The organism is Egibacteraceae bacterium (genome assembly GCA_035540635.1).
Taxonomy (GTDB): Bacteria; Actinomycetota; Nitriliruptoria; order Euzebyales; family Egibacteraceae; genus DATLGH01.
This window is the reverse complement of record DATLGH010000024.1, coordinates 53,604-73,075: the sequence shown is the minus strand read 5'-3', so window position 1 is coordinate 73,075 and position 19,472 is coordinate 53,604. Positions and strand designations below refer to the sequence as shown.

General features: G+C 74.2%; 12 protein-coding genes. 1 reads left to right on the top strand and 11 read right to left on the bottom strand.

The window, feature by feature from the left end; translation table 11 throughout:
• Nucleotides 1–60 precede the first annotated feature (60 nt).
• Complete coding sequence (locus VM324_04750; protein ID HVL98583.1) at nucleotides 61–1,569, top strand: methyltransferase; 1,509 nt, start codon at nucleotides 61–63, stop codon at nucleotides 1,567–1,569.
• On the opposite strand, the gene VM324_04745 is transcribed toward VM324_04750, so the two are convergent.
• From VM324_04745 to VM324_04695, 11 genes are all read right to left on the bottom strand, one after another.
• Nucleotides 1,570–3,669, bottom strand: coding sequence for an ATP-binding protein (locus VM324_04745; protein ID HVL98582.1), 2,100 nt, complete (start codon nucleotides 3,667–3,669; stop codon nucleotides 1,570–1,572).
• Nucleotides 3,666–4,301, bottom strand: coding sequence for a DUF4255 domain-containing protein (locus VM324_04740; GenBank protein HVL98581.1), 636 nt, complete (start codon nucleotides 4,299–4,301; stop codon nucleotides 3,666–3,668). The genes VM324_04745 and VM324_04740 overlap by 4 nt, the downstream gene beginning before the upstream one ends.
• A gap of 118 nt (nucleotides 4,302–4,419) precedes the next feature.
• Entirely contained in the window at nucleotides 4,420–7,329 is a 2,910-nt protein-coding gene (locus tag VM324_04735; protein ID HVL98580.1) for a BTAD domain-containing putative transcriptional regulator, read from the bottom strand.
• A gap of 103 nt (nucleotides 7,330–7,432) precedes the next feature.
• Nucleotides 7,433–8,377, bottom strand: a complete 945-nt coding sequence (locus VM324_04730; GenBank protein HVL98579.1) for a lytic transglycosylase domain-containing protein — start codon at nucleotides 8,375–8,377, stop codon at nucleotides 7,433–7,435.
• Nucleotides 8,374–9,027, bottom strand: a complete 654-nt coding sequence (locus VM324_04725; GenBank protein ID HVL98578.1) for a hypothetical protein — start codon at nucleotides 9,025–9,027, stop codon at nucleotides 8,374–8,376. The genes VM324_04730 and VM324_04725 overlap by 4 nt, the downstream gene beginning before the upstream one ends.
• Nucleotides 9,024–11,171 (bottom strand): hypothetical protein, encoded by a 2,148-nt coding sequence (locus tag VM324_04720; protein HVL98577.1) that lies wholly within the window; start codon nucleotides 11,169–11,171, stop codon nucleotides 9,024–9,026. Before VM324_04720 ends, VM324_04725 begins: the two co-directional genes overlap by 4 nt.
• A gap of 26 nt (nucleotides 11,172–11,197) precedes the next feature.
• A complete protein-coding gene (locus VM324_04715) occupies nucleotides 11,198–13,549 on the bottom strand; it encodes an ATP-binding protein (protein ID HVL98576.1) in 2,352 nt (783 codons plus the stop codon).
• The gene (locus VM324_04710) at nucleotides 13,546–13,938 is read right to left on the bottom strand and encodes a TcpE family conjugal transfer membrane protein (GenBank protein HVL98575.1); all 393 of its coding nucleotides are present in this window, start codon (nucleotides 13,936–13,938) and stop codon (nucleotides 13,546–13,548) included. The genes VM324_04715 and VM324_04710 overlap by 4 nt, the downstream gene beginning before the upstream one ends.
• On the bottom strand, nucleotides 13,935–14,168 hold the full coding sequence (locus tag VM324_04705) for a hypothetical protein (GenBank protein ID HVL98574.1): 234 nt from the start codon (nucleotides 14,166–14,168) through the stop codon (nucleotides 13,935–13,937). The genes VM324_04710 and VM324_04705 overlap by 4 nt, the downstream gene beginning before the upstream one ends.
• Entirely contained in the window at nucleotides 14,158–15,126 is a 969-nt protein-coding gene (locus VM324_04700; protein ID HVL98573.1) for a conjugal transfer protein, read from the bottom strand. Before VM324_04700 ends, VM324_04705 begins: the two co-directional genes overlap by 11 nt.
• 13 nt (nucleotides 15,127–15,139) lie before the next feature.
• On the bottom strand, nucleotides 15,140–19,456 hold the full coding sequence (locus VM324_04695; GenBank protein ID HVL98572.1) for a choice-of-anchor D domain-containing protein: 4,317 nt from the start codon (nucleotides 19,454–19,456) through the stop codon (nucleotides 15,140–15,142).
• Between the last annotated feature and the right edge of the window lie 16 nt (nucleotides 19,457–19,472).

Here is a 19,472-nt window from a genome sequence, read left to right as displayed (position 1 = left end):
TCTGACCCAGCCCCCGCCGCCATGGGTTAGCGTTTCCTGAGGACGGCGGCTGGGGGAGGCATGGGCAGGGAGGAACCAAGCGGGCTGCCGGCCCCGCCGGCCGCGGGCGACGCGGCGTTCACGGCCGGGCTCCGCGACGCGCTCGAGCAGGCGGGCTACACCGAGGCGGGGCTTCGCGCGGTGCAGGGCCGCGACGAGGAGGGCCCCGACGGCCGGCCGAACCTTGCCTACTACCTCCGCCGCCTGGCCGAGCCGACACCGCTGCACACCCTCGTGCGGCTGTTCACCCTCAACGTCACGGTGGCCGAGGACGAGGCCCGTGCCGCCCTGGCGCCCGTCCCGCTGGAAAGCGTCCTCGCGAGCGGGCTCGTCGAGCCGGCGCCGGGCGGCGGCGTGCGCTCGCCGTTCGCCATGTCGATCACCGGAGGTCTGCGCCTCGTCCACGACCCGTCGGGGTCGGCCTTCGCCGGGATCGGCCGCGCACACGTCGCCGGGGTGGGGGCCTCGGCGCTGACGTTGGCCGGCGTCACGCCCCGACGCCCGACCGGGCGGACGCTCGACCTGGGGACGGGTTCGGGCATCCAGGCGCTCCTCGCCGCCCCGCACAGCGACACGGTCGTCGCGGTCGACGCCAACCGGCGGGCGCTGGGCTTCACCGCGTTCAACGCCGCGTTGAACGGCGTCGGCGTCGGGACCCGTCTCGGCGACTGGTACGACCCGGTCGCCGGCGAGCGCTTCGACCTCATCGTGTGCAACCCCCCGTACGTGATCTCCCCGGAGACCCGCTACCAGTTCCGTGACGGGGGCATGCCCGAGGACCGGCTGTGCGCCACGATCGTCCGGCGCGCCGCCGCCCACCTCACCGAGGGCGGGGTCGCCGTCGTCCTCGCGAACTGGGGGCACCACGCGCCGGGCGAGTGGTGGGAGCCGGCTGCACGCTGGGTGGACAACCTTGGCTGCGACGCGTGGCTCCTGCACGACGAGACCTTCGAGCCCCTCGACTACGCGGCGGTGTGGAACCGCGGGCGGGACGAGCCCGCCTACGCCGACGCGCTCGACCGCTGGACCGCCTACCTCGCCGGGTGCGGCATCGTCGCCGTCACGGCCGGCGTCGTCCTCCTGCGCCGTCGCGCCGGGACACGCAACTGGCTGCGCACCGCCGGACCGCCGACCCTCGCCGAGCCGCTCGGTGAGCAGATCGCGCGGGTCTTCGCGGCGGAAGACCTCCTCACGGAAGGCGACGACGTCGTCCGTCAGGTCCGTCTGCGGCTGCCGGCCGACCACCGTCTCGAGTTCGGGATGCGGGCCGGCGACGGACGGTTGGCAGTAGCGGACACGCGTCTGCGCCTCCTTCGAGGGCTGCGGTCGGAGGTCGCCGTCGACGACGACGTCCTGCACCTCCTCGCCCGTTGCGACGGCCGGCACCGCGTGGGCGACGTCGCCATGGGCCTCGCCGAGGCCCGCGGCGAGGACCCGGACGTGGTCACGGCCGCGGTCGTCGCCGTCGCCCGCCGGCTGCTCGCCCTCGGCCTGGCCGAGCCGAGCCCAGACGCCCCGACGAAGAGGTAGTCACGCCGAGGCGGGCTCACCGACGAGCCCGTGGTACGGACCGAACTCGTCCTTCAAGCACAGCCGGCCGAGCTTGCGGTACTCGCGGGCGGTGGCGCGGACGACGTCGGCCATCCCCACGGGGCGGCCGGCGTCCGCGGCGAGGTACGCGGCGGTGACGGCGATGTTGCGGATCTCACCGCCGGACAGCTTGAAGGCGCGGGCCAGGAAGTCGAGGTCGATGTCGGCCTCCTGGGGCAGCTCGGCGCGGAGCTTCGCGCGCCAGAGCCGGCGGCGGTCGTCCTCCTCGGGCACGGGGAAGTCGACGATCGCGTCGAGACGGCGCGTGAACGCCTCGTCGAGGTTGGCGCGCAGGTTCGTGGTGAGCACCGCCACGCCGTCGAACGCCTCCATGCGCTGGAGCAGGTAGGCGACCTCGACGTTGGCGTAGCGGTCACGGGCGTCGCTCACCTCGGAGCGCTTGCCGAACAGCGCGTCGGCCTCGTCGAAGAGCAGCACGCCGTTGACCCGGTCCGCCGCGGCGAAGATGCGGTCGAGGTTCTTCTCCGTCTCGCCGATGTACTTGTCGACGACGGTGGAGAGGTCGATGACGTAGAGGTCGAGGCCGAGGTCACCGGCGACGATCTCCGCCGACAGCGTCTTGCCCGTGCCAGAGTCGCCCGCGAACAACGCCGTGACGCCGCGGCCGCGCCCCGCGGCGACCCCCATACCCCAGGTGTCGAGCACCCGGTCGCGGTGGCGGGCACGTGCGGTGAGCTCACGCAGGGCGCCGAGCACGTCGGCGGGCAGCACGAGGTCCTCCCACGTCGCGCGCGGAGCGACCCGCCGGGCGAGGCGTTCGAGGTTCACGGAGTTCTGCGCCCGCGCGCCCGCCTGGAGGTCCGCAGCGGTAAGCGCCCTTCCGTGGGCCGCCGCTCGCAGGCGAGCGGTGGCAGCCGCCCGCACCACCTGCTCGGGGGTGAGGCGGAACGGTGCGGCGACCTGCGTGGGCGACAGGTCGGGGGCGGCGTCACCGTCGAAGGCGCGCTCCCACAGCCGCGTCCGCTGCTCGATGTCGCTCACCGGCGCGTCGAGCACGAGGGGCACGGTCGCCGACCAGGCGGGGTCCCATGCCCGCGCGCCGACGAGGACGATCGTGACGGCGCAGTCCGCGAACGCGCGGACCGCCCCGGCCCCCCGCTCGAGCAGCGCCTCGACCGGCCCCACGACGAGCCCGGCCCCCGTGAGGCGCGCCTCCCGCGCGGCGGCGGCGGCGACCTCGGTGACCGAACCGGCGCCTTCGAGGCGCTCGGTGTCGACGACGAGCGGGGGCCGCTCGCTGCGCCGCAGGGCCGTCACCGCCGCTGACCGGCCCGACGCCTCGTGACCCTCCTGCAGGTAGCACAGCCGGGTCCCCGCCGCGACGGCCTGCTCGAGCGGGCCCTGCGGCCACCCGTCGGTGTCGACGGCGGGGGCGAGCAGCGGCGCGACCACCGGGTCAATCGCGTCGTCGCCGAGCAGGTGGGCGACCACCCGGTCGGGGACGCGCAGGGCCCGCGTGAGGAACGGGCGGTCGGCGTCCTCGACGGTCACGAGGCCGCCGCCGACGAGCGGCCCCGCAGCCGTCAGTCGGCGGCGGGCAGCCCCGGCCGACGACACCGCCCCGCACAGGGACAGGGCCAGACCCGTACTCGCACGCCGACGGGACACGTCGTCGTTCAGGTACGCGTAGAGCCGTTCGAACCGGGGGTCCACGTCGGGCGCGACGGCGACGAGGAGGAGGTCGACGTCGAACGCGTCGAGGTCGAAAGTCGCCTGCAGGCGCCGCAGCCGCAGGTCAACACCGCCCGCCTCCACCAGGTCGGCTTCGTGCTCGACCGACTCGGTGAGCTGAGCGGCGTCGTCGGCGGCCGGCCCGCCGGGGCCGTCCTCGAGCAGCCGGTCGACGTGCGCATCGGTCACGTAGAGGCCGCGGAACGGGTCGTCGGGCTCGGGGTCCCCGGCACGGCGGCGGGCGACCTCGGCGCGCACCCGCGACTCGACGATCGCCATCCTGCGCAGGAAGTGCACCAGGGACGGGTCGGCGGTGACCGTCGAGAACGGCTCCGGCGGTGCGGTCACCGCGCCCCGGCCCCCGACTCGTCGTGCGTGCGGCGCCCGACCTCCTCGACCTGGCCGCCGGCTCCCTGGACCGCGATGCGGGGCTGGCGCACCGGCGGGCCGACGGGCTGCTGGCGAGGCAGCAACGGCGGGAACGGCACGGTCACGACGAGGCTCAGCGACGGCTTCAGCTGGCCGCCGAGGGCGGTCCACACGTCGGACAGCGAGCGCTCGGGGGGCAGGGGCAGGCCGATCGTCGTCCGGATCGCCTCGTCCTGCTCGGCGAGGGCGCCCTGCAACACCTCACGCGGCAACCCGTCAAAGGACAGGAAGCACGCAAGCAGCGCCGCCAGCAGGCGGTGCTCGTCTTCGGGGCGCTGCGTCCACGCGGTGATGAGGTAGGAGAGCTTGAACCGGCGGGGCGGGAGGGTCCGGTCGACCACCCTTCTGCGCTCGTCGCGGTGCTCGACGAACTGGCCGGGACGCCGCTGCAGGTCCTCGTGCACGTCGTAGAGGTAGAGGTTGATGGCGGGCCCCTGGCGCTTCGCCGCCCAATCCTGCGTCGGCGCGTCGAAGGACACGTCGATCTTCGTGCCGTTCAGCACGTCGCGGCGCACGAGGGTGCGCAGCGACTCGTCGGTCTCGGAGATCATGCTGCGCTCGACGCTACGGCCCCGACCCGTCCTTGGAGAGCCTCGTCGAGACGGCTGTTGGGGACTTCCCCGCTGCCCCAACGGGCAGTGACCCCGCGAACTCCCCGAGTTCGCGGGGTCACCCGGGCGGCAACCGCGCGAGCCCCAGCTCGGCGAGGACCTCGTCGTAGCGTTGCCGGGCGTGCGCGGCGGCGGCCTGGGCGCCCGCCGCCTCGAGCCCTGCGATGAGCGTCGTCCAGAGGACGTCGCGGTAGCGGTCGAACTTCAGCCCCTGCTCGCAGGCGAGCACGGCGCCGGCGGTGTCGCCCCGGTCGAAGAGCAGGCAACCCAGCCGCTCGGCGGCTTCGACCGCTTCGGAGCGCAGCTTGTCGCGTGACGCGACGACCCACTCGGCGGGCCCCTCCTCGGGCAGCAGCTCGCCCTCGTGGATGCCGACCGCGCGAAGGTAGGCGTCGACGGCGGCGTCGACCTGGCCCCCTCGGTCCGCCCGCCGCCCCTCGGCCAGGGCCTGCTGGAAGTCCCTCACGTCGCTGAGCGCGCCCTCTGGCAGCCTGAGCCGGTACGCGTCCCCCTCGCGCATGACGCCAAGGCCCTCCACCGGATGCAGCACCCGCCGCAGCGAGGACACGGCCACGTGCAGTCCCCGCATCCCTGCGTCGCCCTCGGCCCCAGGCCACAGCGCCTCGGCGATCACCTCCCGGTGCACCGCCCGCCCCTCCTGCAGGGCGAGGAAGCGCAGCAGCGAGCGCACGCGCGGGCGCACGCTGCTGAGGTCCACAGCCTCCCCCTCAATCGTGAGCGCGAGCCCGCCGAAGCAGCGCAGCGCGACGACAGGCGTTCGCGGCTGCCCGGTGGCCGGCGGCGGCGTACCCCCTCCCGCCGAGGCGCCGGCGTCCGCCTCCGCCCCGGCGGCCGGCGCTTCGAGGGCGGGCAGGCGCAGGCCGCACTGCTCGGCGGTGTCCTCGGCGGCGCGTCGCAGCGTCACTGACCGCTTCGGCAGGCACACCGCCAGCGCGCTCTGGGCGAGCACCCAGGCCCCCGGCACGGCGAGCGAGCGGGCGCGGGCCTCCGCCTCGCGCGCGTCGGCCAGCGCCTCCGGCGCACCGCGGCGGGCCTCGTCGAGCGCCCACGCGGCCAGACACCACACCTCGAGGACCGTGGCGCCGACCGTGGCGAAGCCGCGCGCCGCCTCGGGCAGCTCCGCGGGCCCCGGCTCGCCGACGTGCAGTGCGCGCAGGGCGGTCAGGAGTGCGTCGAGGCCGTCGCCCCAGGGATCCGGTGGTGCATGGTGTGCCCGCGCGGGGGGCGCTTCCCTGCCGAGCAGCGTCCGGCCCAGCCGGCCGAGCCACGGGATGGCCAGCGCCTCCGCGTCCTCCACGGCGCGGTCGATCTCCGTGCCGGCCTCGTCCCGGCCGGCGAGCAGCGCGGCTGTCGCTGCCCCCAACCGCACTCCGGCGACGAGTGCGGGGCTCGCGTCCTCGGACTGCGCCGCCCACCGCAGCACGCTGTGCGCGTGCGCGACATCCCCGGCGAGCAGCGCCGCCAGGCCGCCCGAGACGGCGCCGTGGACGCCTCCGACGGCGGCGGCCTGTTCGCCGACGGCGCGCGGGTCACGGATCGTGGCCTGGCGGACGAGCCCTGCCCACCCCGGCTGGGCGGGCAGCGGTCGCTCCAGCCAGGAGGAGAGCGCGAGGCGCTCCCGACGGCTGATCTCGCCGGCGCCATGGGACTCGGCGATCTCTTCGGCGCTGCGGTATGCGGCCACCGCCTCGCTCCACCGGCCGTGGGCGCGCCAGCGTCGAGCGGTCGCGAGCTGCACCCACGGGTCGTGCTCGCGGATCGCCGGCGGCAGGAGGTCGAGCCAGTCCCCCGGGTCGTGGGCGATCTGCTCACCCTCGTGTCCGAGGAGCCGCCCGACCGCCTGCCAGTCCTCGCCCCGGCAGTAGGCGAGGAGCGCGTCGTGCAGCTCGCCGGCGGCTTCGAGCACCTGCGCCGCGCGCACGTGACGGCGGCGGACCTCCGCCTCGCCGACCTCGTCGACGAGCGCGGCGCAGAGGTGGGAGCGCAGCACCTCGTGATAGCGGTAGGCGCCGTCGCGCTCGATCGGCGTCGTGAAGGTCTGCGTGCGGGCGAGCTCCTCGAGCAGCTCCGCGCTGCCGCTGCGCCCGAGCAGCGTGTCGCACAGCGGGCCGGTGAGCCGACCCAGCACACAGGTGTCGAGCAGGAAGCGGCGGACCTCGCCGGGCAGTTGGTCGAGCACGTTGCCGGCGAGGTACTCCCGGGCCAGACGGGATCGCGTGTGCAGCGCGGCGAGGATGTGGCGACGCTCGTCCGCGCGACGGTCGCGCGTGGCGAGATGGAACAGCTGCAGCCCCGCCGCCCAGCCCTCGATCCGGTGGGTGAGCTCGGCGAGCTCCTCCGGTGCGTAGCGCTCCCGGTAGAAGTCGTGGAAGAGCCGCTCCACCTCCCACGAGCGGAACCGCAGGTCGTCGGCGCGGATCTCGAGCAGCTGCCCGGCGACCTGCAGGCGGCTCACGTCGAAGCCGGGAGCCGACCGGGAGCCGGCGAGGATCGCCACACCGGGCGGCACGTAGTCCACGAGGCGGGCGAGCACCGCCTCGGCGGGGCTGCCCCGCAGCGCGTGGAGGTCGTCCACGACGAGCAGTGCCCGACCTCCCGACCAGCCCTCGAGGGCGCGCGCGGCGTCCTCGACGGTGACCCACGGCCGGGGTGAGAGCTCGCCGAGCGCCGCGACGAAGGCCGTCTCGAGGTAGGCGAGCACTGCGGCGGCGTCCCCTTCCGACCCCTCGGCCCGGTACCACGCCACCGGGTCGGTGACCGTCGCGGCGAACTGGGCGAGCAGCGTCGTCTTGCCCGACCCGGCCGGAGCGATCACGAGCCCGAGGCGGTGCTCCCAGATGCGCCCGAGGCGTTCGAGCAGCCGCTTGCGGGGCAGGGCCCGCACCTCGGGCACGCGGATCTTCGCCGCCACCAAAGGCGACGTCCCCGATTCTGGTGCGATGGACATGGAGCGGCCCCCGCCTTCGTGCTGTGCCGGCTGCGGCGGCCGGCAATGGGCCCGGCCAGCAGCGTAGACCCCGCCGGCCTCACTGCCAAGCGTCGCGACGGTATCACGCCGTGCAGCGGGGTCCGAACCCAACGTGAACGTGCCCCTGGTGCGACCCGTCAGTGAAGACGCCCCCGCCGACGAGGTCCGGCCAGGGCTGGCCGACCTCGGTGGGACGGACCGGCTCGGGCAGGGACCGGAGCCACTCGACGAAGATCCGCGCCTGGGGGCTCGCGCGCGACACCGGCACGCCGTCGACGAGGAACACGTCCGCCGCCTGACCGCACCAGTGGTTGGAGATGCGGTTCGTGCCGGCCACGTGCCTGCTGTGCCCGCTCTTCATGACCGACACAGCGATGGTGTGGCGCTGCGCCGCGGCGGCGAGCACCGCGATCACGCGCGGGTCCACGATCCCCGCAGCCACGTCCCCGCGAGCACGGGGCGTGAGGATGACGTGGGGGTTGGCCAGCAGCGCCTGGCCGTCGGCGGAGACCGGCGGCGCGCTTGCGACGCTGACGGCGTAGCCCGCCGCGCGCTCGAGCACGAGGTTCACGTACCACTCTGCATGGTTGTAGTGCCAGAGCGCCTTGCGCAACGTCGCCGGGTTGCCGCCACCGTTCGCGCAGAGGTAGTGGGCGGCGCTGTGCACGGCGTCGACCGCGTCCATGATGTCGGCGACGCCGTTACCGGTCGCGTCGAGCCCGTACGCGGCCCACGTGCCGGGCATGAACTGCATCGGGCCCCGGGCGCCGGCGGAGCTCGTCGCCACGTTGCGGGCGTGGTCGGTCTCGACCTTGCCGACCGCGGCGAGCACCGACCAGGGCAGGCCGGGGCACCGGGCGGCAGCCGCCTGCTGGTAGAGAGCGAGCATCCCGCCGGGGATGTCGTCCAGGGCGTGCGCCGTTGCGAGGATGCGGGTGCCGGACGGCCCCCCGGAGGGCAGCAGCGCGGCGCTGAACGGCACCGTCACCACGGCCACGAACAGCAGGCCGGCGAGCGCGGCTTTCACGGCAGGACGTGCGCGACGCGCCACTGCCCGCCCACGCGGGCGACCTGCAGGACGTAGGTGGGCCAGCGGATCTCCGACCCACCGCTCCAGGTCACGTCCTGGCGGACGACGACGAGGACGTCGATGCGGCCCTCGGCGACGCTGCCGCCCTGGTGCTGCACCGCCTGCGCCGCGGCGGTCGCGCGTTCCTGCCGCGCCGCGCGCTCCTGCTGCGCGGCTGTCGCACCGCTGTTCCTTGCCAGCTCGGCGGCGAGCTCGGTGGTCACGAAGGGTCGGACGCGCTCCGCCGTCGCGGACGGTGGGTCGTCGAAGTGGTGTCCGGCGTAGCCGGCGGCGAAGTCGGCGGCGACCTGGTGCGCGAGGGCCTCCTCGGCCGCCACCGCCGTCCCGTCCTCGAGCGGGATGTCGGTGGTGTCGACCTCCACGGGCGCGACGCTGCCCGGTCCGACGCCGTCGCCGGCGGGCGGCGGCCCTGGGGCCTCCGGCCAGTCCGGGTCGCCCCCAGGGGAGGGCCCGCCGGACACCGCGGCGACGCTTCGCGACGCCGGGCGGGCGGTGTTGATGGAGGCGAGCAGGATGAGCACGGCGAGGGCAGCCGCACCAGCAGCGACCACCCTGCGGGTCGACACGGTCAGCCGGTCGAGTCTCACTCCGGCGCCCCGTCGTCGTGTTCGCGCCGGCGGGGTGCCTGACCCTCGGGGGCCTGCGGGCCCCCGTCTGGCGCGCCCGCCGCCGCCGGGCCGGGGCCGTTGCCGTTGCCGGCGTGCGCCGGGTTCACGCCTTTGCCGTTGCCGGCGTGCGCCGGACCCACGCCGTTGCCGTTGCCGGGAGCGAACCCGCGCGTCGCCGCCCGCTCACCGTCGGGTGACAGCCGCCACCGTCCCCAGGATCCAACGGAGGACGGGGGGGCCGCCGGCGCGGGCAGCTCCACCGCCGGCGTGGCCGGGTCACGTCGTGGACGCAACGGTGGCGCGGCGCCGCGGGCCCGTAGCGGTCCTGTGGCGGCGTCCGGCGTCCGTGCGGGCCGTCGAGGCGAGGTGGTGGGCTGGTGGCGGGGCTCGTCCACGGCGCGCCGCCGCTCGACGTGGCGGGTGGCATGGGCCTGGAGGGACCGGCGCGCCCACCGGACCCCGCCGACCTCGAGGGCGGGTACCGTCGTCGGTGCGAACAGCTGCCCGAACGGCTTGCGGTAGACGACGGCGGCGGCCACCACGAGCGCCTGCATGCTCACCACGACGAACCAGCCGAGCGGGTAGCTCGCCTCCAGCAGCACGCCGCTGACGACGAGCACGACGGCGAGCAGTGCTCCGAGCGCCACCCGCCGCAGGAGCACACCGACGGCGAGCTCCGCCCAGCGCACCGCGATCACCCTGCCCGGGCCGGGATGAATGCCCACGAGCAGGACGACCGGTCCGAGGAGGACGAGCAACAGCAGCGCCATCTGGGCGAGGAGGATGGCGGCCGCGACGAGGACGAGCAGGACGCCACCGACGACCACACCGATCAGCGCGAGCATGGCGACGCCGGCGCGCTCGACCGCCCGCTGGCCCGAGAACCAGGGGGCCATGCGCGCGTCGGCGAGGATCTCCTCGCGCAGGCCGGCCGCCTCGTCGCGCTTCGCCTGGGCGAGCGCCGCGAGCGCGTCGGCGTCATCCGCCACCTCGTCGCGCTCCTCCGCCGTGATGGTCCTGGAGGCGAGGACGCGCTCGCCGTAGGGCGCGCCGAGGGCGGGATCGCCGAACTGCAGGACGAGCCAGGGCTCGTAGACGAACACGCGCCAGAAGCGGTCGCCGGCCATGCGCAGCTGGGTGTCCGCCGCGTGACCGTGGTAGGTGGGGGCGGTCGTGACGCCGTCGTCGAAGGTCGACCCCGGGTCGGCCGCCGACACGCCGGCGAGGAGCACCCGCGACAGACCCGTGGAGACGTGATTCGCGGCGTCGACCACGGCGGCGGGTCGAGCGAAGAACACGCCCGCCGCCGCCAGCGCGACCACCGTCCACACCATGCCCTCGGCTGCGGTCACGCCCCGCCGGCGGACCATGCCGTGCCAGAGCAACGATCCCCCCGCGAGGATGACGACGGCCTGCGCGAACGGTGCGTAGAACAACTCCCGCAGCGCGTCGACGATGGTCGTCACCGCGTCGCCGAGGAAGGCGAAGACCTCGACGGTGAACGCCCACTGGAAGGCCGCGACGACCGCCTGCGCGAGCCAGGTGGCCACCCCGAACAGTCCGGCGGCGACCGCGCCGAGGGGGCCGGCACCGTCGGCCTGCGCGGGCGCGTCCAGGCCGAGGGACAGCCCCTGGGCTCCGTACCGCTCGAGCAGGGTCGGCGCGTTGTCGCCCCGCAGCTCGGGCAGGCGGATGAGCGCGTCGGCGCCCGAGCCGACCACCACGGGTGGTGGTGGCTCGGCGGGCAGACCGAGGCCCGGCGCGAAGCCGTAGTCGAGATAGGGGTTGGGCACCGCCACCGCCGGCGCCGGCGGGAGCCCGTCGCCGTCGGACGCACCGCCGTCGGGCTGCACGGCCGCGTCCCCGGCCGGCGGCGGCTGCGGCGTGGGGGGCTCGCCCTGCGGCGGCTGGTCGGCGGGGGCCTCAGCCTGCGGTGGAGGCGCGGGTGCGGGCGCGGAGCCCGACGGCGGCGGCGCCGGCGCCTCCCCTTGGGGCTGTGGCGGGGGCGTTTCGGCGTCGACGACGTCGCCCGCCGGGGCCTCGACCGGCGCGCCGTCGGCCGTGCCGGGGTCCGCCGTGGTGGCAGCGGCAGGGCCGGCGCCCAGCAGCGCGGCTGCCGCCATCACGCACAGGGTCGCCCGCCACACGGTCACGGCACCGGGTGCCGAGCAGCCCGGGGAGTGGTGTCGAACGCCGTGGCGAGCTCGGGCAGTACGAGGTCGACGCGCAACGCGCCGATGCGGCCGTCGACGTCGGCGAACAGGCACTCGCCGTTGGCCAGTGTCCGAACCGCGCTCACGTGCTCCGGCGAGGCCTCGGCTCCGAGGAGCTTCAGGACCGCGAGGACCTCCTCTTGCTGGGTCGAGCGGAACGCGAACTTGGCCGAGAAGTTGTTCTGGATCTCCGGACCGAGGAAGTCCGCGGCGTTCTGCGACACGAGGAGCAGGGCGGTGTTCTTCGACCGCCCCGTGCGCGCGAGGCGCTGCACGAGCGCGCGCCCCTGACGGGAGCCCGTGAGCGCCCATGCCTCGTCGAGGGCGATGACCTTGGCCTGAGCCCTCGACGCGTCCGCCAGCCGGCCTGCCAGCGTGGTGACGAGGTACATGACGGCCACCGCGAGCCGGTCAGCCACCGTGTAGTCGGCCGGCGCCACCGCGGCGTCGGGGAAGCTGATCCCCTGCATCTGGAGGATGAGCAGCCGCCCGTCGGGTGCCAGCGACGTCGCCCCGGGCCGGGAGAAGCACAGGCGGGCCAGGGGCAGCCGACCGACGCTGGCGAGGGTCTCCGCGAGGTCCCGCCCGGACCGGCCGCCGTCCTGGGTCAGCCAGGCGACGACCCCGCCGAGGTGGGGCCGGGCAACCTCGCTCTCCCGCCGGCACGCCTGCAGCAGCGCCGACTCCTGCTCCGTCCGCAGGCCGGGCGGCAGCAGCAGGCGGAGCACGTCGGCGGCGAGCAGCGCGCCCTCCTCGGGGGTGGCCCCGACGGCATAGGGGTCGAGCAGGCCCTCCTGGTCGGGGCCGAGCCGCAGGACACGGACGCCGGGGAGCTCCCTCAGCTCGGCGAGACCACCGGCTTCGTTCTTCGGGTCGACGAGCAGTCCCCACGCCCCCCGCATCGCGAGCTGGTAGAGCAGCAGCTCGGCGAGGTGGGTCTTGCCACCTCCGGGCGCTCCGGTGATGGCGACGGCGGTCGGCAGGTTGCGCCGCGCCGCCGACAGGGGGTCGTACTGCACCGGTGCCCGGGTGCGGCCCGTCGTCTCCCCGATGTAGGGCCCGTGGCGGTCACCGAGGTCGGTGGTCGCGGCGAACATGCCGCCAGCGAGCGTGGTGAGTGCCTGGCGCTGCTCGTAGGCGCGCACGCGCAGCCGGTCGGCGGGCAAGGCCTCGAGGAACAGGGACAGCTGGTCGCCTGCGGGGCGCGCGAGGTCGATGCCGAGGTCCCGGTAGGCCTCGACGAGGTAGTCGACCCTTCCGTCGAGCTCGTCCGCGGAGGAGGCCGCGACCGCGAAGCGCGGCCAGCCGTACACCAGCGGCAGGCCCTCCTTCGTGACGGCGTACTCGAGCTCGCGGGCCTGCTCGGTCATCTCCAGCAGCGCGAGCGGCACGTCGGCCGACGTCCCCGCGATGTGGCGGGCCTGCTCCGAGGCCTCCGCGAGCTTGCGCGCCGCGTGCGTCGACGCCTCAGCCGGCGGCACGAGCCGGAACCGCACGGACACCTCGACGGGGAAGCCCAGCGCGTCGCAGTGGTACAGCCACTCGGAGCCCGGGTGGGCCATGACGTCGGGGAAGCGCGCGGCGGCGAGGAAGGCCACGTGCGCGGCTCCACCCGGCTGCTCGACCACGACTGAGCGGTAGCCGTTGTGGATGGTGGACTCCGCCAGCGCGGCCAGCTCCCCCCGCCCCCACGGCTGGCCGGGGGCGCCGACCGGCGGCGGCCCGACCATGCCGCGCCAGAACGCCCGCTGCACGAGCCAGCGCAGCTCGTCGACCGCGGCGGGACGAGCCCGCAGCGCCGAGCTCGACAGCGCCCGCTCGACGGCGTCGGCCTTCGTCGACCACCGGCCCACCTCGCGGGCGGACACGCTTGCGTCCTCGAGACCGGCGGCGGCGTGGAAGCGATCGAGGAGCCGGCCGCCAGGCCGCCCACGGCGCCCGAGGTCGACACCGAGGAAGACGCGCCGCTGGCTGAACGCCCCGCGGGACAGGTGCCCCGTGAGCGTCGCGAGATAGCCGTCCCACCCGGGCGCGGGCTGGTCGGTGGCCTCGGAGAGCTCGGCCGCCCACTCCTCCGCGTCGTAGGCGTGGGGCACCGCGATGAGGTGGCACTCGGAGCCGGCCAGTGCGGCGAGCGCGTTGACCGTGCCGTACAGCAGTCCGGCGCGCTCGCCGTCGGACAGGAAGTCGTAGGAGACCGTGGGGATGTGGAACCACGCCCAGGCACGGTCGTCGCTGAAGGCGAGCCGGTCGGCGAGGTAGCGCACCGGCAGGCGGCTGCGGTTCACGGTCGCTGCTCCCGGTGGGCCCGCTCCAGCCACACCTCGGCGGTGACGGCCACCGCCGAGCGCCCACGGGCGTCGGCGAGGCGGTGCACGGTCCGCGGCTCCAGCAGGTAGCGCGCGTGCGACCCGGCCCAGTCGAGCGGCTGCTTCGCGTCGGCGACCGGCTGGCGTGCGAGGTAGGCGATGAACAGTGGCGGCACGACGTAGAACCACGCGGTTCCCGGGCCGAACTCCACACCGAGCACCCGGGCGATCAGCGCGAAGAGGCCCGCCGCCGCGACGAAGACGCCCGTCTCGAAGAGGCCGACCGGCACCGGCAGCTCCCAGTCGTAGACGGCGTAGAGGCGCCGCCGCAGCCGGAACACCGAGGTGTAGGTCGGCAGGGGGATCATCCGGCCGCTCCGGCGTCAGCGCCGATGATCGCCGCCACGGACCGACCGACGCCGATCCAGATCTCCGGCACGAACACGAAGGTGGCGACGAACACCGACAGTGCCGCGAACTCGGCGAAGCGTACGAACTCGCGGCGGAAGAGGAACATCACCGCGCCCATCGCCGCCGCCGCCAGGAACATGTTGCCCACAAGCTGCAGCACCATGTCGCGCAGTCCCTCACCGGTCATCGCGTTCTCCTTGTCCGTTCCCGTCGGTTCGTTGCCTCGCCTGCGCACCGAGGGCGTCGACGTACCAGCGCCCGGCGTTGTCGACGAGGCGTAGGTCGTAGCGCTGCGTCAGCCGTGCACCGGTCGCCGTGTCCCGCCAGCGCACCGTCGCCTGCGCGTGACGGACGCCGCTTCCCTCCGCGACCCAGAGGTCGACGAGGTCGTCGAGCTCGACGGTGCCGTCCAGGCCGCCCATCGTCCGGCCCACCGGCAGGTAGTAGGCGAGGTCGTCGGCGCGGCCGGCTCCGTAGGCGTCGAAGAACGACTCGAGCACGGGCACGAGCTCCTTGCTGAGCGCCTTGTCGCCAGCCGGCTCCTCGGCCGGGGGCTGATCGGCCAGCTGCGGGGCCGCGACGAGGGTCGGTGTGGCCCCGACCGCGAGCCGACCTTCCCGGTCGGCGACCACCGGTACGGACAGGTGGAGCCAACGGGGACCGCTGACCTGCGCGGCGACGAGGACCGCCGCCCGGTCGACGGTCTCGACGGTCACGTCCAGGGCGACGACCGCGTGGACGGCCTGCTCGCCGTTGCGGTCCCAGCCGAGCTCACCGTGCCCGTCACCGGGCAGGTAGGCGGCCAGCCGGTCCGGGCGGGTGTCGTCGGCGGGGTCGTAGGCGAGGTAGTCGTGCGCGAAGCGGGTCGCCAGAGCGCGTGCCGCGTCGACGGGGAAGCCGGTGCCGGCGGGCTGCGGCGCCGCGACGCCTGCGGGAGCCGGGGGCCCGCGCAGCTCGGCGACGGTCGCCACGCCGCCGCGGACGGCGAGGGCCAGGATCGCAGCCCACAGGACAAGACGGCCGACGAGCACCGTCGCCCGGCGGACCCGCCTCCGGCGCGGCGGCGACGGGGAGGCGGGCGCGTGGCCGTTCCTCTCCGCCATGTGGCGGGGCGGGGCCGTCGGCCGCGCGCGGGTGACCTGCATGAGCGTTTGCCTCCTAGTAGCGGTTGGCGAAGTCGGGGGGGACCTGGCGGCCGGGCACGACGAGGTACTCGGCGACCACGCGGAGGTCGGGCGTGGTGGCGATGAGCTGGCGGGGGCCTATCGTTTCGCGGCGGAGCACGAGCAGCGGCACCTCGAACGCCCCGTCGGCGTCGGTGCGCACGAACACCCGGGTGATGCCCGGCTCGAAGACCAGCTGGACGACGGTGTCGGCGGGGAAGTCACGGCCCACGGCGTTGGTCACGAACCCCCGCCTGCCGAGCGGAGGGTCCGCCTCGAGCAGGGGGACGAGCCCCGTCCCGCGCAGGGCCGCCGATACCGGCGCGACGTCCCGACCGCGGACGACGAGGTCGGCGGCGTGGGGCCCGGAGGCCGACGGGCCGAAGTCCACCACCACCGCGCAGCTCGCGCCGACGGGCAGGGTCGTGCCGCTGCAGGCGTCCTCGTCGATAGTGAACTCCGGGGCCTGCGGGCCCTCCATGACCACGTCGGTGACGAGGGCGGGCACGGTCCCGACGCTCGTGACGGTGAGGGTGGCCCGCTCCCCGGCGATCCCGGCCACCCGGGGGCCGAACTCGACGACGTCCGGACGGACGGACAGCAGGGGGCCGCCGGGGCCGGGGCCTGGGCCGGGTCCGGGTCCGGGTCCCGGACCGGGGTCAGGCCCAGGGTCGGGGTCAGGCCCAGGGTCAGGCCCAGGGTCGGGGTCGGGGTCGGGCTCGGGCTCGGGGTCGACCACGCCGACGCCCCGCAGCTGCGCCGTGGCGGGACCGTCGGGCACGTCGGTCGTAGCGACGAGGTCCGCGACGAACAGGCCGACCGTCGGGGGCGTGAACCGCAACCGGACGTTGCAGCCCGCAAGCGGTGCGAGCGTCGCGCCGGCGCAGCTCTGGCTGACGATCGTGAACGCGCCCGCGTCACCGCCCGCCACCGACACGGTGCCGACGGTCAGCGGCGCCACACCGACGTTGGTGCCGGTCACGACCCGTTCAGCGCTGCCGCCGGGAACGGTGACCGTCCCGAAGTCCGCGGGGTCCGGCGACAGCACGAGCCTCCCGCCGAGGCCCTCCCCACGCAGACGCACCGTGCGGGGGCTGTCCGGGGCGGTGCTCGCCACGACGAGCGTGGCCGTGCGCGCACCGACCTGGCTCGGACCGAAGTCGATGAGCACGACGCACGATTCTGCCGGGCGCAGGGTCACGCCGCTGCAGCGGTCGTCGACCATCCGGAAGTCCCCGGCGTGCGCCCCGGTGATCGCCACGGCGCCGAGGGTCACGGGGCCGGTGCCCACGCTGATGGCCGTCGCGGCAGCGGGTGGGCTTCTCGTGCCGAGCGGCACCCCGCCAAAGTCGATCTCCTCAGGGTTGACGACGAGGGCCGGCGCGGTGCCGACGCCGCGGAGCGCAACGTCCTGCGGGCTGTTGCGGGCGTTGTTCCTGATGCGCAGCGTCGCGAGGCGCTCCCCCACCGCCGTCGGTGCGAAGGTGACCGCGATGGTGCAGGACTGTCCGGGCTGCAGGCGTACCCCACAGGAGTTGCCGACCACCCGGAAGTCCGCGGGGTGCGGGCCTTCGACCGTCACCGTCGAGGTCTCCAGTGGCGCGGTTCCCGTACTCGTCACCGTGACGACCCGGGGCGGGGTCGTCCTGCCGACGAGCTCCTCGCCGAAGTCGAGGGCCGCCGGCACGACCCTCATCTCGGCGAAGCCCCGGTCGTGGACGAACACGTCCGCGTCGCCGTTCGTGTCGTCGGGCACGAGCGTGGGGGAATCCGAGGTGAAGGCAACCGACGCGCCGTCGAACGACAACGAGGGCTCCGCGCTCCGCGAACCCGCCGGGTTGCCGTTCGAGTCCACGGACACAACGCTCGTCGCGTTCCTGGCCACGTCGCGCAGAAAGATCTCGTCGCACAGCGGTTCGTCGTCGAACGTGTCCGGGGTGAACCTGCATGGGAGAGGCCCCGGGACGAGGCCGTCCGCGTCCGACCGGAAGGCGACGAACCTCCCGTCGCCGGAGATGGACGGTTGGTCGCTGCTCTCCGACGGTCCCCCGTCGAGGCGCGCCGACGCCAGAATGAAGCGGTTCGCACCGGGCACGTCCCTGAGGCGGTCCCACACCAGGACGTCGGTGCAGCCGGAGGAGTCGGAGCGGCAGGGCCCCTGGGGCGTGAGGTTCGATGCCCCTGTGGTGAAGGCGACGAAGCGGCCGTCGGCCGAGATCTGTGGCTCGTCGCTGTCCCCGTCGCCCGCCTCGGCGTCGGCGGTCTCCCTGCGGCTGACCAGGCGGGTCGTCCCGGCCGGAACGTCACGCAGGAAGACCTGGGTGCCGACCCCATCGTGGAGCTCGGCTGGGCGGTCGAGGAGGAGATCCGTGCTGTCGGAGGAGAAGGCGACGAAGTTGCCATCAGCCGAGATCGACGGTTCGCGGCTGTGGCCCTGGCACCCCAAGCACTCCTCATGCACGGAGACGAGCGTCGTGGAGCTCTCCACGACGTCGCGGAGGAAGACGTCATCCACCTCGGGCGCCTCGGCCTGCACGATGACGATGCTGCCGTGACCCGCGGCGGCGACCACGCTCCCCGGGTCCGTCGTGGGCACGGGGAAGGTCGGGGGCACCGTCGTCGGCGGGACGGTCGTCGGCGGGACGGTCGTCGGCTCCGGCACCGTCGTCGGCTCCGGCACGCTGGTAACGGTCGGCTCAGGGGTGGTCGTCGTGAGGCCCGCACGCGACACGAACGCCACACGACGGCCCCCGGCCGAGATCGACGGCGAGTGGCTGCCCTGGTCGCCGGGTCTGCCCTCGCTGTCGAGGCTGACCATCCGCGTCGAGCCGGCCACGCGGTCGTGCACGTACACCTGCGACTGACCGTTCGGCTGCGGACTCCCGGGATCGTTGACGACGAGGTTCGTCGCCTCCGATCTGAACGCGACGTAGCGGCCGTCCGGTGAGATTGAGGGCTCGTCGGCATGAGCCGGCGCACAGAACTCGTCTCCTGGGCTGCACCCCGGACCGCTGCGGACGCTCACCAGCGTCGTCGTGTTCGCCCGGCGGTCACGCACGAACACGTCCCGCGCCCCGGGCTCCGGCTCCCCCACCAGCGCGACCTTGAACACCCTTCCGGGAGTGGTGTCGGTACCAAAATACGCGTACGTGCCGCCAGGGTCGATCACCGCCGACTCGGGACGGAAGGGACCCTGGGCTCGCAGTCGGATAGCGTCCACCTGCTCGAACGTCCTGAGGTCCACCTTGAACACGTCAGCGTCGAAGCAGAACTCCATGCCGGGACACGCAGTTGCAGCGGCGGCCAAGTACGCGAAAGATCCAGCAGGATCCATGACCATCGACCCCAGCCTCACCTCACCTTCCCCAGGCGCCATTACTGCCGCTGGTTCGAACGCAGTCAGGTCAAACTTGACGATGCGCACGGGCACAGTGCGCAACGCGAAATAGGCAAAAGTCCCCGTGGGATCCATGAGAGCAGGGCTGGATCTGAATTCCAACTCGAAGAGGCTGCCGAGGCTGGAGGTACTCACCGGTCCGAAATTTTCCTCAGCGAGATCGACCTTGATCACCAACGAGGAAAAGCAGCCCTCTAGGCAAGCGCCCAAGGTCCTGAAGTAGGCGTAAGCACCCTCGGGGTCCATAGCCCCCGACACGACATCTGATGCCGTCATGAATGCACTAACGCGCGTGAGGTCGTCCTCCAGCGCGACCTTTACAACCCCCAAACCTGTCCCAAAATAGCCAAACTTGCCGGCCGGGTCTATCAGGGCGGTGAGGACGCGGTTCTCGCCGTCGCTCAACGTGAGGGAGCTGGCACGCTCGAACGTTGAAAGGTCTATCTTCACCACACGACCAGGCGAGGTGTCGGTGCCGAAGTACGCGAAATCCCCGGACGGATCCATAGCCGCAGAGACGAGCCGGTCCTCTCCATCCTCCAGCGTGAGGCTTGCCTCCGACTGAAAGGTGGCGAGGTTGACCTTGACCACCCGCCCTGGAGAGGTGCCAGTGCCGAAGTAGGCGTACGCACCTGTCGGATCCACCACCGCCGACAGCAGCTCGTTGTCCCCCTCACCAAGCGCGATGTCCCCCGCTGGGTGGATGGCGCTGCCGGGCGGGCCGCTCGCGAGGTCCGACTCCGACGTGAAGGCGACGTAGCGACCGTCGGCGGAGATCGACGGTTCGAGGCTCTCGCCCTCGCCCTGCGCCCCGGGGTCGCCGCTGCCGACGGAGACGCGTGTTGTGGAGCCTGTCTGCGCCGCCGCGCCGCCCCCACCGACGAGCAGGCTGAGACCGACCGCGAGCACGAGCACGGCACCCGCGCCACGG